The organism is Streptomyces sp. DH10, assembly GCF_029813805.1.
GTDB classification, from domain to species: domain Bacteria; phylum Actinomycetota; class Actinomycetes; order Streptomycetales; family Streptomycetaceae; genus Streptomyces; species Streptomyces coeruleofuscus.
Window position 1 is genome coordinate 1 of record NZ_JARVKU010000050.1, and the last position, 15,074, is coordinate 15,074.

The following is a 15,074-nucleotide window of genomic DNA, read 5'->3' on the forward strand; positions in this document are numbered from 1 at the left end:
TGTCCGCGGTGTGCCGTGTCCGCGGTGTGCCGTGTCCGCGGTGTGCCGTGTCCGCGGTGTGCCGTGTGCGTTTACGCGGCCAGCTTCGCCAGCGCCGCGTCGATGCGGGCCAGGGTCTTCTCCTTGCCCAGGACCTCCAGCGACTCGAACAGCGGCAGGCCGACCGTGCGGCCGGTGACGGCGACACGGACCGGGGCCTGGGCCTTGCCGAGCTTGAGACCGTGGGCTTCGCCGGCGGCCAGGACGGCCTCCTTCAGCGACTCGGCGGAGGTCCAGTCGGCGGCCTCCAGCTTCTCCCGGGCGGTGCGCAGCAGGGCGTCCGAGCCTTCCTTCATCGCCTTCGCCCAGCTGGCCTCGTCCTCCACCGGCTCCGGCAGGAACAGGAAGTCGACGTTGTCGGTGATCTCGGAGAGCACCTTGAGGCGGGTCTGGGCGTGCGGGGCGACGGCCTGCCACTTGGCCTCGTCGAAGGCCTCCGGGGCCCAGGGGGCGAACGGCGCCTGGAGCCACGGGCGGCAGCGCTCCGTGAAGTCCTTCACGTCGAGCATGCGGATGTGGTCGCCGTTGATGGCCTCGCACTTCTTCAGGTCGAAGCGGGCCGGGTTGGGGTTGACGTCCGCGATGTCGAAGGCCGCGATCATCTCGTCGATCGTGAAGACGTCCTGGTCGGCCGAGAGGGACCAGCCGAGCAGCGAGAGGTAGTTGAGCAGGCCCTCGGGGAGGAAGCCGCGCTCGCGGTAGAGGTTCAGGGAGGACTGCGGATCGCGCTTGGAGAGCTTCTTGTTGCCCTCGCCCATCACATAGGGCAGGTGGCCGAAGGAGGGGATCTCCTTGGCGACGCCGAGCTCGATCAGCGCCTTGTACAGGGCGATCTGGCGCGGGGTGGAGGAGAGCAGGTCCTCGCCGCGCAGGACGTGGGTGACCTCCATCAGGGCGTCGTCGACCGGGTTGACCAGCGTGTAGAGCGGGGCGCCGTTGGCGCGGACGATGCCGTAGTCCGGGACGTTCTCCGGGGTGAAGGTCAGCTCGCCGCGGACCAGGTCGGTGAACGTGATCGTCTCGTCGGGCATGCGGAAGCGGACGATCGGCTCCCGGCCCTGGGCCTCGTACTCGGCGACCTGGGCGTCGGTCAGCTCGCGGCAGTGTCCGTCGTAGCCGGAGGGCTTGCCGGCGGCGCGGGCGGCCTCACGGCGGGTGTCCAGCTCCTCCTGGGAGCAGTAGCAGCGGTAGGCGTGGCCGGCGTCCAGGAGCTTGGCCGCTACGTCCTTGTACAGGTCCATGCGCTGCGACTGGCGGTACGGCGCGTGCGGGCCGCCGACCTCGGGGCCCTCGTCCCAGTCGAAGCCCAGCCAGCGCATCGAGTCGAGCAGCTGGGTGTACGACTCCTCGGAGTCGCGGGCCGCGTCGGTGTCCTCGATGCGGAAGACCAGCGTGCCCTGGTGGTGCTTGGCGAACGCCCAGTTGAACAGGGCGGTGCGCACCAGGCCCACGTGGGGGTTACCGGTGGGCGACGGGCAGAAACGGACGCGTACGGGAGTGCCGGGTGCGCTAGCCACGCTTGACAACCTTGTTGGTGAGAGTGCCGATGCCTTCGATGGTGACGGCGACCTCGTCGCCGACGTTCAGGGGGCCGACCCCAGCCGGGGTGCCCGTGAGGATCACGTCGCCTGGGAGCAGCGTCATGGCCTCGGAGATGTTGACGATCAGGTCCTCGATGGAGTGGACCATCTCGCTGGTGCGGCCCAGCTGGCGCTGCTGGCCGTTGACCGTGAGCTGGATGGTCAGGTCGCCCGGGTCCAGCTCCGTCTCCACCCAGGGGCCGAGCGGGCAGGAGGTGTCGAAGCCCTTGGCCCGCGCCCACTGCTTCTCGCGCTTCTGGACGTCGCGGGCGGTGATGTCGTTGGCGCAGGTGTAGCCGAAGATCACGTCCTTGACGCGCTCGCGCGGGACCTCGCGGCACATCCGGCCGATGACCACGGCCAGCTCGGCCTCGTGGTGCACCTCCTGGGAGAAGGAGGGGTACTGGATCTCGTCGCCGGGGCCGATCACCGAGGTGGACGGCTTGAAGAAGGCGAACGGGGCGTCCGGCACCTCATGGCCCAGCTCGCGCGCGTGCTCGCTGTAGTTGCGGCCGAAGGCCACGACCTTGTTGGGCAGCACCGGCGGCAGCAGCCTGACCTTGGCGACCGGCACCTTCGTGCCGGAGAGCTCGAAGTCCGCGAACGGGATGCCCTTGATGATGTCCAGGACGAGTTCGTCCTGCTTCTCGCCCTCGATGGCGCCGAAGGCGACGTTCCCGTCGATGGAGAATCTGGCGATGCGCACGGGATGCTTGGCCCCTTGACTGAAGCGGCTGGAGTCTGACGCTCCAGGCTAACGCGGGGAAGGGTCCGCGCCACGCGCATCACGAAGGGGCACCCCGTCACCGGGACGCCCCTTCGATGCCGATGTCCCGCCGCCGTGAGCATCCGGCTGCCGACGCGCGTACTCCCTGGTGTCACTCAGCGGCAGCGGCGGCCGCGACGGGGATCTCGGTGAGGATGGTGCGCTTGGGGTTGGCAGTCTGGGTGGGGAGTTCGACGCGGTGCTCCGGCTGTTCCGGCGTCTGCAGTTCGTCGGCGTCGTCCAGGTGCGCCAGCGTCGTGCGTCGCGGGTTGGCGATCTTGTGGAACATCGTCGTCGTCTTCACTGTTTACTTGACCCTGTTCTGTGACGGGCGCCGGAGGGCGCGTACGACCCTCGCACCGGCGCGGGTTGTCGGTTTTGCCATCTCTGTAAAGCGTCAGGCTAAACATGGGATTCCCGGCGTAATCGCGAGGACCTCATGATCAGCATGTGAGTTTTCTCACGAATCAGGGGGCAAATCGGTCAATCCGACCTTGCGTCCGACCTCGACGAAACGGACATTGCCCCCCTGAAGCCCTCATTCCGCTGCTGATCATGGCGACTGGGACACGGCCGGGCCACCCGTCGCACCTCGGCGACTCGCGGGCATACGTCCGAAATAGACGAACTCACTCTCTACGTCCGGTGATTCGGCACTCACGTGGTGTCACCTATGTCACGGCCTGGCATACGAGCCTTGTTGGAGATCCTGTGCTGTGCTGGAATGCCACGGACCGCCGCAGGATCGAGCCGGCGCACAGGGGGCGCACAGACGCGCCGAGTGGCGGTGAGAAGGGGGAGCCAGCGCCGGTCACTCACGACCACCACGGGGGCGTACTCAGGGCGTCCCCAGAACGCCGACACCGTGCCCCGCCGTTCACGCGATGGGGCGCCTGGTCCAGAGGTTGCGACGCTAGTGCAGGGACGTTTCAAGAGGGATGGCAGCGCTTCGGCGGAGCCGGAGCCGCACGGCGGGACCAACCGAGGTCCCTCGGCCCAGCACGCCCAGAACCAGGGCCCGGCGGGTGACGGCGGGGAGCGCCCCGGGCGCCCCGGCGCGTCGGCCCCCACGGGGCCCGCGAGCCCGGCTCCGGCGCTGAAGCCGCCGGCCGGCCCGTCCGGCCCCGGCCCGCGAATAGCCCTGCGCAACTGGCGCATCTCCACCCGTCTGGTCTCGCTGCTCGCCCTCCCGGTGGTCGCGGCCACCTCGCTCGGCGCGCTGCGTATCAACCAGTCCATGGACGACATCCAGCAGCTCGACAACATGAAGCTGCTGACGGACATGACCAAGCAGGCCACCGAGCTGTCCGCCGCCCTCCAGGAGGAGCGCGACCAGTCGGCCGGCCCGCTGGCACACGGCGGCAAGGCCAGCGACTTCACGGTCAAGGGCCTGCGCGAGAAGACCGACCGGGCGCAGAAGAACTTCCTCGACAGTTCCGAGCAGATCGACACCGCCAGCAAGGACGGCAACCTCAAGGGCGTCCGCGAGTACCTCATCCAGCTCGCCGGCGAACTGGGCGACCTGGAGCAGATCCGCAAGGGCGCCTACGCCTCCGAGGACAACTCCACGCAGACGATCGAGGCGTACCACCGTCTGATCGAGAACCTGATCGACCTCTCCCAGGACATGGCCGAGGCGACCAGCAACCCGGACATGATCCAGCGCACGCGTGCGCTCGCGGCGTTCTCCTCCGCCAAGGAGTACTCCTCGATCCAGCGCGCGGCCCTGGCGGCGGCGCTGCCCGCGAGCAACACCACGACCGGCAAGCTCTCGCCGAACGACCGGCTCTACGCCGAGTCGGCCCTGGAGAGCCAGAACTCCGAGCTCCGCAGCTTCAAGAGCATCTACGGCGAGGACGCCGCCGCCGAGCTGCTCAAGCCGATCGAGGACGGCGGCAACTCCACGATCAAGGCGACCGACACCTACGCGGGTCGCGCCCTGGTCTCCGCGAGCGGTCTCGCCCAGCAGGACAAGCGGTCCTACCGCGACTGGCTGGACGACAGCTCCACCAAGATCCAGCAGATGAAGAACATCGAGCACACGCTGCTCGAGGAGATGGAACAGAAGGCCCGCGAGCTGCGCAGCGCCACCGAGCGCGACGCGATCATCTCCGGTGCCCTGATCCTCATCGTGCTCGGTGTCTCGCTCGTCGGCGCCTTCGTCGTGGCCCGCTCCATGATCCGCTCGCTGCGCCGCCTGGAGGAGACCGCGACCAAGGTCGCCTCCGACCGGCTGCCCGAGCTGGTCAAGCAGCTGTCCGAGTCCGACCCGCAGGACGTCGACACGTCCGTGGAGTCGGTCGGTGTGCACTCCCGGGACGAGATCGGCCGGGTGGCCGCGGCCTTCGACGACGTGCACCGCGAGGCGGTCCGCCTCGCCGCCGAGCAGGCCCTGCTGCGGGGCAACGTCAACGCGATGTTCACCAACCTCTCGCGCCGCTCCCAGGGCCTGATCCAGCGCCAGCTGTCGCTGATCTCCGAACTGGAGTCCCGCGAGGCCGACCCGGACCAGCTGTCCTCGCTGTTCAAGCTCGACCACCTCGCCACGCGTATGCGCCGTAACGGCGAGAACCTGCTGGTTCTCGCGGGTGAGGAGCCCGGCCGCCGGTGGACCCGCCCGGTCCCGCTGGTCGACGTGCTGCGTGCCGCCGCGTCCGAGGTGGAGCAGTACGAGCGCATCGAGCTGGCCTCCGTGCCGACCACCGAGGTCGCCGGCCGCGTGGTCAACGACCTCGTGCACCTGCTCGCCGAGCTCCTGGAGAACGCGACCTCGTTCTCCTCGCCGCAGACCAAGGTCAAGGTCACCGGTCACGCGCTGCCCGACGGCCGCGTCCTGATCGAGATCCACGACACCGGTATCGGTCTGTCGCCGGAGGACCTGGCCGCGATCAACGAGCGGCTCGCCTCTCCCCCGACGGTGGACGTCTCCGTCTCCCGCCGCATGGGTCTGTTCGTGGTCGGCCGGCTGTCGCAGCGGCACGGCATCCGCATCCAGCTGCGCCCGTCCGACTCCGGCGGTACGACCGCGCTGGTCATGCTGCCCGTCGACGTCGCCCAGGGCGGCAGGAAGCCCCAGCCCAAGCAGGGCGGTCAGCCGCCGGTCGGCGGTGGCGGTCCGGCCGCCGCGCAGGCCGCCGCCGGTGCGGCCGCGGCCCGGCGTGCCGCCGGTGCCGGCCAGGGCGGTGGCGCCCTCGGAGCCGGCGCGTCCGGTGGTGGTTTCGGTGGCGGTGCGTCGTCCGGCGGTGGCCGGCTCGGCGCCGGCCAGGGTCCGCGGGCCGCGCTGCCCGGGCGGGACGCGGACGGTGGCCGTCCGGGCGGCGGGCTCGGCCCGCAGGGTCCCGACAAGTCTCCGTCGTTGTTCGAGCAGAGCGCTCCGCCCGCGCCGCCGCAGGGCCGTCCGGCACCTGCCGGTGCCGGATACGGTCAGGCGCCGGGTGCTCCGCAGGGTCTTCAGGCCGCGGGTACGAACGGACCGCAGGACCAGGGCCGTGGCCGTGGCCGGGGCCGGCAGCGCCCCGGCAACGCCGAGCAGGGCCAGGGCCGCCGACCGCAGCTGCCGCCGCGCGACGGTCCGCGGGCCGAGCTGCCCGGCGGTGACCCGCAGCCCCGCGTGCCGAGCTGGAGCGACGAGAACGCCCAGCCGCCGGTGCCGCGTGCCTCGCTGGACACCCCGCGCGGGCACGAGGAGCCGGACGTCTCCCGTACCTCTCAGATGCCGCGGATCGACGACCGCCAGGGCCCGGGCGCGACGGCGGAGATCCCCGCCGTGCCGCGCGACGACGACCGGCAGGGCCCCGGCTCTCCGGCCGACTACGGCACGGGCAGCTCCCAGCGCGCGGACCGTTTCGGCCTTCCCGGCACGGACGGTTCGCAGGGTTCGAACCAGTTCGTCCGCCCGGACGTCTACGGCGCCCCGGCCGGCCACCGCGACCCTTCGTCCACGACGGGCCAGTACCCGGCTCCGCAGTCCTACGACAACGGCTCCACGGGCCAGTACCCGGCGCCCCGTCAGGACAACGGCTCGACCGGCCAGTACCCGGCGCCGCGCCCGGACAACGGCTCCACGGGCCAGTACCCGGCGCCGCAGTCCTACGACAACGGCTCGACCGGCCAGTACCCCGCACCGCGCCAGGACAACGGCTCCGGCCGGCCCACCCTCCCCGGTCCGGCCACCCCGGCCGACCCGGCGGGCACGGGCCAGTTCGAGCGGCCGCAGGTCAACGGCGCCCGGGGCGGGGCCGACTTCGGCGCCCCGCGTCCGCCCGCCCCGCAGGCACGGCCCGCACGGCAGGAGCCCGAGGCCCTGCCGCCGGCGTCCGGTCCGGGCGACGGGCGTACGCCGCTGTACGACACGCTCGAGACCAACTGGTTCCACGGCCAGCAGGAGCAGCAGGAGCAGAGCAACGGCTCGGCTCCGGCCCCGCAGCAGCCGCAGGGAGCCGGCGGACCGCAGCGGTCCGCCCCCGCCGGCTGGCGCAGCTCGCCGAACGACGACCTCGTCCGCCAAGCCGAGCGCGTCCGCCAGCCCGCCGCCGGCGGTGTCACCACCTCCGGCCTGCCGCGCCGGGTGCCCCGGGCGAACCTCGTTCCGGGCACGGCTCAGCAGCAGCCACAGCAGAGCGGTCCGCAGATCTCTCGTGCCCCCGATGACGTCCGCGGTCGGCTGACCAATCTCCGCCGCGGTATTGCACAGGGTCGTCAGGCCGGGTCCACCCAGACCGGCAGCTACCCTCGGCCCTCTCACCAGCAGGAGCGTTAGTTGAGTCCGATGAGCCAGGCGGCACAGAATCTGAACTGGTTGATCACCAACTTCGTGGACAACACCCCCGGGGTGTCCCACACCGTCGTCGTGTCCGCCGACGGACTCCTCCTGGCGATGTCGGAGGGCTTCCCGCGCGACCGCGCGGACCAGCTCGCGGCCGTCGCCTCCGGTCTGACGTCCCTGACGGCAGGCGCCTCCCGGATCTTCGAGGGCGGCGACGTGGCACAGACGGTCGTGGAGATGGAGCGGGGATTCGTCTTCCTCATGTCCGTCTCGGACGGCTCGTCGCTGGCCGTCCTCGCTCACCCCGAATGCGACATCGGCCTCGTCGGCTACGAGATGGCGCTCCTGGTCGACCGCGCGGGCGCGGTCCTCACCCCCGACCTGCGAGCTGAGCTCCAAGGCAGTCTGCTCCATTGATCGGCCCCGGCACCACCCGTCTCACCACATCACCGTCCGGCCGCCACACACCCCACACAGGCCTCGTCAGACGGCTCGACTGACCGACTTGTAGTCCCGCCCGGAGGACCTATGACCCCGCCCCCCGCCTCTCATGATCCGTACGCGGAGCCGTACGAGGACGAGGGCGACGAGCCGCTGGTACGACCGTATGCCATGACGGGCGGCCGGACCCGGCCGCGTTACCAGCTGGCCATCGAGGCACTGATCAGCACGACCGCCGATCCCGCGGCGCTCATGGGGCTGCTCCCGGAGCACCAGCGCATCTGCCACCTGTGCCGTGAGGTGAAGTCGGTCGCCGAGGTCTCGGCGCTGCTCAACATGCCGCTGGGTGTGGCCCGGATCCTGGTCGCGGACCTCGCCGAGGCCGGTCTCGTCGCGATTCACCAGCCGGGCGGCGACGAGGCCACCGGCGCACCGGACGTGACACTGCTCGAAAGGGTGCTCAGTGGACTTCGCAAGCTCTGACGCGGGTCGTTCCACCACCTCCGCGAAGATCGTGGTGGCGGGCGGCTTCGGCGTGGGCAAGACCACGTTCGTCGGCGCCGTCTCGGAGATCAACCCGCTGCGCACGGAGGCCGTGATGACCTCCGCCAGCGCGGGCATCGACGACCTCACGCACACCGGGGACAAGACCACCACCACGGTGGCCATGGACTTCGGCCGTATCACCCTGGACCAGGACCTGATCCTGTACCTCTTCGGTACGCCGGGCCAGGACCGCTTCTGGTTCATGTGGGACGATCTGGTGCGCGGCGCGATCGGCGCCGTCGTGCTGGTGGACACCCGCCGTCTCGCCGACTGCTTCCCCGCGGTCGACTACTTCGAGAACAGCGGTCTGCCCTTCGTCGTCGCCCTCAACGGCTTCGAGGGCCAGCAGCCCTACACCCCCGATGAAGTGCGGGAAGCTCTCCAGATCGGTCCGGACACGCCCATCATCACGACGGACGCCCGGCACCGGGCCGACGCGAAGAGTGCCCTGATCACGCTGGTCGAGCACGCCCTGATGGCACGGCTGAGGTAGCAACCAATTCAGAAGCGCCATACGGCAGTTGTCGTAGATACACCGGAGCCGACTGTGTCCTTTGACACGGTCGGCCAAGGTGTTCATAACGTTTCGGCAGAGGAATCTGGTGGTACGGCCACGCGTCGCGCACATCCGGTCTCGCTGCGCGCACAATCGCCCCGCATTTTGGCGGGGCTCGTTCTTTATGACCGTTTTATCTGGGGCTTACATCCCTCGGAATCCCCACCTCGGACTGTTTGGAAGAGCGCAGGTCGTCGTGCTGGAATGCCTGAACTGCCCAATAGTCAATGACGTACACGTCAGTCGATGGCGTACCGGGCTCTGAGAAACTGCGGCACAACGTTGGTGCCGACCGCCGAGAGGTTGTTGGTCGAGTGAGGCGAAGCAAGAACAGTCCCGAGCCGTCGGCCCGGGGCAACTTCACCCCGCCGCCGCGCACAGCGGCGCCCGCCCCCGTGCCGGGTTCGGAACCATCGGCCACGCCCGCCGAGAGCGGCGGCCGTCTCTCCCCGCGCAACTGGCGAGTGGCGACCAGGCTCAACGCCATCCTGCTCATACCCGTGCTGGTCGGCCTCGTCATGGGCGGCTTCCAGGTGAAGAGCTCGATCGACACCTGGCAGGAGGCCGAGGACGCGGAGAACACCGCGCGTCTGGTGCGGGCCTCCCTGCTGTACGCCAACGCCCTCTACAACGAGCGCGACACCTCCGCGGCGCCCCTGCTGAAGGGCAGCGCCCAGAACGCCCAGGACAAGGCGACCGTCACCCAGGTCCGCAAGACCACCGACGAGGCGGCCGACGCCTTCGACGCCGCGGCCCAGAGCATGCCGGACAAGCCCGGACTGGAGCGCCGGCTGAAGCTGTTCCGCGAGGTGGAGCCGAGGCTCCAGACCCTGCGCCAGGTCGCGTACACCTCCAAGCTCAAGGGCGTGCAGACCGAGGAGGGCTACGTCGAGGTCGCCCACCCGCTGACGGAGTTCGCCAACGAGCTGGGCCTCGGCACCGGCAACATCACCAGCTACGGCCGGACCGTGTACGCCATCGAGCTCACCAAGGCGGCATCGTCGCTCCAGCGCTCCATCGGCATGCACATCCTGACCAAGCCGGGCCCGGACGACGGCAACCTGGCCAGCCAGCGCATCGCCCTGTCCTCGTACGCCTACCTCGAGCGCATCGCCGTGCAGGAGTACATCGGCGGCGGTACCGAGCAGGACGCGGCCAAGCTCAGGGCGGCAGAGGCCAAGCTCAAGACCGACGGTGCCGCGATGGCCCGGGAAGCCAAGGCCAAGGACCCGGACTACGTCCCCCCGCCCTCCAAGCAGGAGACGATGGTCGCGGCCATCGCGACGCTCCAGACCACGGACCCGAGCGCCCGCGCCGCCCTCGCCGAGCAGGGCATCACCGCCGACAACTGGTGGGCGGTCAACACGCTCAAGTTCAACGCGTACGAGAAGATCGAGACGGACCTGGCCGACAAGGCCGTGAGCGAAGCGTCCGACATCGCCGACGACGCCCAGCGCGACGCCTACATCACCGGTGCCGCCGTCGTGGTCGCCCTGCTCCTGGCCTTCATCCTGGCCGGTGCGGTGGCCCGTCAGATGAGCCGCTCGATGCGCCAGCTGCGCAACGCCGCCTTCGGCATCGCCGAGCAGCGCCTGCCGATGCTGGTCGACCAGCTCTCGCGCACCGACCCCGGCCGCGTCGACACCCGTGTCCAGGCCATCCCGATCACCACCACGGACGAGATCGGCGAGGTCGCCCGCGCCTTCGACCAGGTCCACCGCGAGGCCGTCCGGCTCGCCGCCGAGCAGGCCCTGCTGCGGGGCAACATCAACGCGATCTTCACCAACCTGTCGCGCCGCAACCAGTCCCTGATCGAGGGCCAGCTGACCCTGATCACCGACCTGGAGAACAACGAGGCCGACCCGGACCAGCTGGAGAACCTCTTCCGCCTGGACCACCTCGCGACCCGTATGCGCCGCAACGGCGAGAACCTCCTCGTCCTCGCCGGCGAGGAGCCCGGCCGCCGCTGGGACCAGCCGGTCCCGCTGGTCGACGTGCTGCGCGCCGCCTCCTCCGAGGTGGAGCAGTACGAGCGCATCGAGCTGTCCGGCGTCCCCGAGGCCGAGATCCACGGCCGCGCCGTGACCGACCTCGTGCACCTGCTCGCCGAGCTGCTGGAGAACGCGACGACGTTCTCCTCCCCGCAGACCAAGGTCCGCGTGACCGCGACCCGTCTCCCCGACGGCCGCGTCATGATCGAGATCCACGACAAGGGCATCGGCCTGACCGCCGAGGACTTCGCGGACATCAACCACAAGCTGGCCAACCCGCCGACCGTGGACGCCGCGATCTCGCAGCGCATGGGCCTGTTCGTGGTCGGCCGGCTGTCCGACCGGCACGGCATCCGCGTCCAGCTGCGCCCCTCGGGCGAGCAGGCCGGCACGACCTCGCTCGTCATGCTGCCCGACGCGATCACCCACGGTGGCGGCGGCGAGCAGCACGTGGACCGCGACGAGTTCACCGTCTCGCAGATCATCCCGGAGCAGAACTTCGGCGGCGAGAACTTCAACCAGCAGCCCATGCGCACGGCGGCGGAGCTCGGCTTCGACGACAGCCGCTACTCCGACGTCCCCGACGACATACGCGAGCTGGACCCCGTCGGCCGTTCCCTCATGCGCGAGGAGCGCCGGGCGGCCCTGGAGGCCCAGTCGACCCAGCCCGAGCTGCCAGGCCGCCAGAGCGACCAGGAGCACGCCGAGGCCGCCGGATACCCCGACGAGTACAACGGGCAGCAGGGCTACGACACCGGCCAGTCCTACGACACGGGCCAGTCCGGCTACCCGGAGCAGCAGCCGTCCGCGTACGACCAGCAGGCCTCGTACGAGGACCAGCAGGCGTCGTACCAGGAGCAGCAGGCGTCGTACGAGCAGCAGCGGCAGACGGCCTACGAGGAGCCGCAGCGGGGCGCGTACGACGAGCAGTACTACGCGCCGAACGGCGGTCTGCCGCAGAACGACACCTTCTCGCCGAACGGCGGCTACCCGGACCCCTCCTATGCGGAGCCGGCCCAGGAAGAGCCCCCGGCGCGGGGTGCGGGTGCGCCCGGCAGCTTCGCCGCCTTCGACCAGCGGCGCTACCAGGACGACTGGCCCCAGCAGGACGGTTACCAGAACGGCTACCCGAGCCAGTACCCTTCTGAGGCCCAGGAAACGGAATCTGCGCAGGCCGCTGACGCGAGTGAGCAGGACCGCGTAGGCTTCGACCGTCCGGGACAGGCCCAACCCGCCGCACCCTCGCTGACCGACGCCGGCCTTCCCCGCCGCGGGTCCGCCGCGAGCGGTGCGAACGGCACGGGCGGCGCCCGGCACGCGAGCCAGGAGCCTCCGGCCTCCACCCCGGAGAGCAACGGCGACCGCGACTGGCGCTCGGCGAACGACGAGCGGTGGCAGCAGGCCTCGCAGCTCCGGAAGCCCAAGGCGGGCGGGGTCACCTCCTCCGGCCTGCCGAGGCGGGTGCCCAAGGCCAACCTGATCGAGGGTTCCGCCGAGAGCACTCCCCAGGGAGGCCCACAGGTCTCCCGCGCCCCGGAGGACGTCCGGGGCAGGCTGAGCAACCTGCGCCGCGGCGTACAGCGCGGCCGCAGCGCAGGCAGTGAAACGAACGGCCAGGGCTTCGGTCCTGACAGCACCTACAACCAGGAGCGTTAGTGTGAGCCCGATGAGCCAGGCGGCACAGAACCTGAACTGGTTGATCACCAACTTCGTGGACAACACCCCGGGGGTGTCCCACACGGTGGTGGTCTCCGCCGACGGACTCCTTCTGGCGATGTCCGAAGGCTTCCCCCGCGACCGTGCCGACCAGCTCGCGGCCGTCGCCTCCGGTCTGACGTCTCTAACGGCAGGCGCATCCCGGATCTTCGAGGGTGGAAGCGTCAATCAGACGGTTGTGGAGATGGAGCGGGGATTCCTGTTCATCATGTCCATCTCCGACGGCTCGTCGCTCGCGGTTCTCGCACATCCGGAGGCGGACATCGGCCTCATCGGATACGAGATGGCGCTGCTCGTGGACCGAGCCGGTACGGTCCTGACACCGGACCTTCGTGCGGAGCTCCAGGGGAGCCTGCTCAACTAACAGACGGACGGTGCGTTTTGGCGTCCCGTGGCCGTAAGGTTTCGGGACGCGGCTCCACAGCGATGGGTGCCAGGCACAGTCGGAGGAGGAGAAAGTGGCAACACCCCCAGGCGGTTCGTCTTCGGGCAACTGGTCGTACGGCCCTGCCCAGGGTCAGGGCGACGGTGGGCAGAACCCGAACCGTTACAACTTCCCCTCCGCACCGAGCCACCGGCAGCCCTACGCGCCACAGGGCCCCGGCCCGTCGCCGTACGACCAGCCGCCGGCGCCGCGCATCCAGCCCGTGCAGCCGCAGCGCCGCACCCCAGAGCCGTCGCCCGGTGGGGCGTCGAACAACCACAACCCGTTGGTGCGTCCGTACGCCATGACCGGTGGCCGGACCCGCCCGCGTTACCAGCTCGCCATCGAGGCGCTGGTGCACACCACTGCGCAGCCGCACCAGATGCAGGGCCAGTTGCCCGAGCATCAGCGGATCTGCAACCTCTGCCGGGAAATCAAGTCGGTCGCCGAGATCTCGGCGCTCCTCACGATCCCTCTCGGCGTGGCCAGGATCCTCGTCGCCGACTTGGCGGAGGCGGGACTGGTCGCCATCCATCAGCCCGGCGGCGACGAGAACGCCGGCGGCCAGCCAGACGTGACACTGCTCGAAAGGGTGCTCAGTGGACTTCGCAAGCTCTAGCGGCGGTCCTTCCCGCTCCACCACCTCGGCGAAGATCGTGGTGGCGGGTGGCTTCGGCGTGGGCAAGACCACGTTCGTCGGGGCCGTCTCGGAGATCAACCCGCTGCGTACCGAGGCCGTCATGACGTCAGCTTCGGCCGGCATCGACGACCTCACCCACACCGGGGACAAGACGACCACGACGGTCGCTATGGACTTCGGCCGTATCACCCTGGACCAGGACCTGATCCTGTACCTCTTCGGTACGCCCGGTCAGGACCGGTTCTGGTTCATGTGGGACGACCTGGTGCGCGGCGCCATCGGCGCGATCGTGCTGGTCGACACGAGGAGGCTCGCCGACTGCTTCCCCGCCGTCGACTACTTCGAGAACAGCGGCCTGCCGTTCGTGATCGCGCTGAACGGCTTCGACGGCCAGCAGCCGTACACGCCCGACGAGGTCCGGGAAGCCCTCCAGATCGGCCCTGACACCCCGATCATCACGACCGACGCCCGCCACCGGGCGGACGCGAAGTCGGCGCTGATCACGCTGGTCGAGCACGCGCTGATGGCACGCCTGCGGTAATCGGCACGTTCGCCTTGCGGCCCCCGTTCCTCCTGTGGGAGGAGTGGGGGCCGCGGGTGTTTCTCGGGAGGGGGCGCGATGAGCGCGGAGGCGGCGGCGTTACGGCTGGGCACGACCGTGGCGAGGACGGCGGCGGACATCTGGCTGGGCGGCAGGCGGCGGCAGCAGGAGCGGCATCTGCCGCTGGCGGAACTGGTGCGGGTGCGGGTGCCCGGGCTGCGGCTCCAGCGGAGTGTGGAGCGGCAGTTCGGGCAGATCACCGACGCCGTGTTCGACCGGCTGGAGCCCTATCTGGAGCACGAGTTCCGGGGGCTGGACGAATCCGGCAGGCAGGCCGTGATCGACGCGGTGTGCGACACGTTCGCGCGGGCGGACCTCTCCGACGAGGCGGTGCTCGCGGCGGATGCGAACGCCGCCGAGCTGATCCGCCGGATCACCGGGTCGGTGCCGGCGCCGGTGGGCCTGAACGAGGCGGAGTCCCGTCTGTACGAGGTGCTCTTCGCCGAGTGCGTCGAGTACTACGTGCGGATCGTGCGGAGCCTGCCGGACTTCGAGGAACGGGCGGCGGCCGAACTGCTCGCCCGGACGGCCACGCTCGGAGCCGAGGTGGCCAGGCTCCTGGAGCGGCTACCGGACCGCTCCCTGCTCGCGCCGGACGGCACGGACCAGGACACGGCGTTCCGGCGCCGGTACCTGGAGCTGGTCAGCCGGGACCTGGACGAGGTGGAGCTGTTCCGGCGCACGTCCGACCGGGCGGCGGGACCCCGGGTGCGGTTGTCGGCGGCGTACCTGAGTCTGCGGGCCACCGGGGACGACGGGAGCCGGCGCCGCACCGTCCGCTCGGGTTCCTTCCCCCCAGCCGGCGTGACGTACGTGAACCTCAGCCAGTGCGTCCTCCCTGACGACCCCACAGCGCTCGACCTCCCCGGCGTGCGCGTCGTCATCCCCTAGGGCGTGTCCGCAAAGTCCCGTCGTCCGCCCGGAGGGCGGGCCTCGCGGCGTCCGGTGCGTGCTCTCGGCGTGCCGGGCGGACGCCCGCGTACTGGTTTGTACGTGGGTGTTCGTCCGG

Annotated in this window: 12 protein-coding genes; 9 read left to right on the forward strand and 3 right to left on the reverse strand. The window is 70.3% G+C overall.

The window, feature by feature from the left end:
- Window positions 1-71: 71 nt before the first annotated feature.
- From gltX to QC385_RS43660, 3 genes are all read right to left on the reverse strand, one after another.
- Window positions 72-1,556: a glutamate--tRNA ligase gene (gltX, locus tag QC385_RS43650; protein ID WP_279546968.1), complete on the reverse strand. Its 1,485-nt coding sequence runs from the start codon at window positions 1,554-1,556 to the stop codon at window positions 72-74.
- Window positions 1,549-2,325 (reverse strand): fumarylacetoacetate hydrolase family protein, encoded by a 777-nt coding sequence (locus tag QC385_RS43655; protein ID WP_279546969.1) that lies wholly within the window; start codon window positions 2,323-2,325, stop codon window positions 1,549-1,551. Before QC385_RS43655 ends, gltX begins: the two co-directional genes overlap by 8 nt.
- 172 nt (window positions 2,326-2,497) lie before the next feature.
- Entirely contained in the window at window positions 2,498-2,689 is a 192-nt protein-coding gene (locus tag QC385_RS43660) for a hypothetical protein (protein ID WP_279546974.1), read from the reverse strand.
- 612 nt (window positions 2,690-3,301) lie between these two features.
- Here QC385_RS43660 and QC385_RS43665 point away from each other — a divergent pair.
- The 9 genes from QC385_RS43665 to QC385_RS43705 all read left to right on the forward strand — a co-directional run bounded on the left by QC385_RS43665 (window position 3,302) and on the right by QC385_RS43705 (window position 14,956).
- Window positions 3,302-7,144, forward strand: a complete 3,843-nt coding sequence (locus QC385_RS43665) for a sensor histidine kinase (protein WP_279546970.1) — start codon at window positions 3,302-3,304, stop codon at window positions 7,142-7,144.
- Window positions 7,145-7,153: 9 nt separating this feature from the next.
- The gene (locus QC385_RS43670; protein ID WP_020271453.1) at window positions 7,154-7,567 is read left to right on the forward strand and encodes a roadblock/LC7 domain-containing protein; all 414 of its coding nucleotides are present in this window, start codon (window positions 7,154-7,156) and stop codon (window positions 7,565-7,567) included.
- Between the two features lie 111 nt (window positions 7,568-7,678).
- The gene (locus tag QC385_RS43675; protein WP_279546971.1) at window positions 7,679-8,074 is read left to right on the forward strand and encodes a DUF742 domain-containing protein; all 396 of its coding nucleotides are present in this window, start codon (window positions 7,679-7,681) and stop codon (window positions 8,072-8,074) included.
- The gene (locus tag QC385_RS43680) at window positions 8,055-8,630 is read left to right on the forward strand and encodes a GTP-binding protein (RefSeq protein WP_279546972.1); all 576 of its coding nucleotides are present in this window, start codon (window positions 8,055-8,057) and stop codon (window positions 8,628-8,630) included. The genes QC385_RS43675 and QC385_RS43680 overlap by 20 nt, the downstream gene beginning before the upstream one ends.
- A 377-nt stretch (window positions 8,631-9,007) precedes the next feature.
- Window positions 9,008-12,340, forward strand: a complete 3,333-nt coding sequence (locus tag QC385_RS43685) for a sensor histidine kinase (RefSeq protein WP_279546973.1) — start codon at window positions 9,008-9,010, stop codon at window positions 12,338-12,340.
- Window positions 12,341-12,350: 10 nt separating this feature from the next.
- Window positions 12,351-12,764 (forward strand): roadblock/LC7 domain-containing protein, encoded by a 414-nt coding sequence (locus tag QC385_RS43690; protein ID WP_004983065.1) that lies wholly within the window; start codon window positions 12,351-12,353, stop codon window positions 12,762-12,764.
- Window positions 12,765-12,858: 94 nt separating this feature from the next.
- Window positions 12,859-13,443, forward strand: coding sequence for a DUF742 domain-containing protein (locus tag QC385_RS43695; protein WP_086840352.1), 585 nt, complete (start codon window positions 12,859-12,861; stop codon window positions 13,441-13,443).
- Window positions 13,424-14,005: a GTP-binding protein gene (locus QC385_RS43700; RefSeq protein ID WP_014675207.1), complete on the forward strand. Its 582-nt coding sequence runs from the start codon at window positions 13,424-13,426 to the stop codon at window positions 14,003-14,005. Before QC385_RS43695 ends, QC385_RS43700 begins: the two co-directional genes overlap by 20 nt.
- Window positions 14,006-14,083: 78 nt before the next feature.
- Window positions 14,084-14,956 (forward strand): NACHT N-terminal Helical domain 1-containing protein, encoded by an 873-nt coding sequence (locus QC385_RS43705; protein WP_336621358.1) that lies wholly within the window; start codon window positions 14,084-14,086, stop codon window positions 14,954-14,956.
- Window positions 14,957-15,074 lie beyond the last annotated feature (118 nt).

Coding starts and splice junctions, on each gene's coding strand:
- QC385_RS43670 (WP_020271453.1), top strand. CDS start 7,154: ATGAGCCAGGCGGCACAGAATCTGAACTGGTTGATCACCAACTTCGTG.
- QC385_RS43675 (WP_279546971.1), top strand. CDS start 7,679: ATGACCCCGCCCCCCGCCTCTCATGATCCGTACGCGGAGCCGTACGAG.
- QC385_RS43690 (WP_004983065.1), top strand. CDS start 12,351: ATGAGCCAGGCGGCACAGAACCTGAACTGGTTGATCACCAACTTCGTG.
- QC385_RS43705 (WP_336621358.1), top strand. CDS start 14,084: ATGAGCGCGGAGGCGGCGGCGTTACGGCTGGGCACGACCGTGGCGAGG.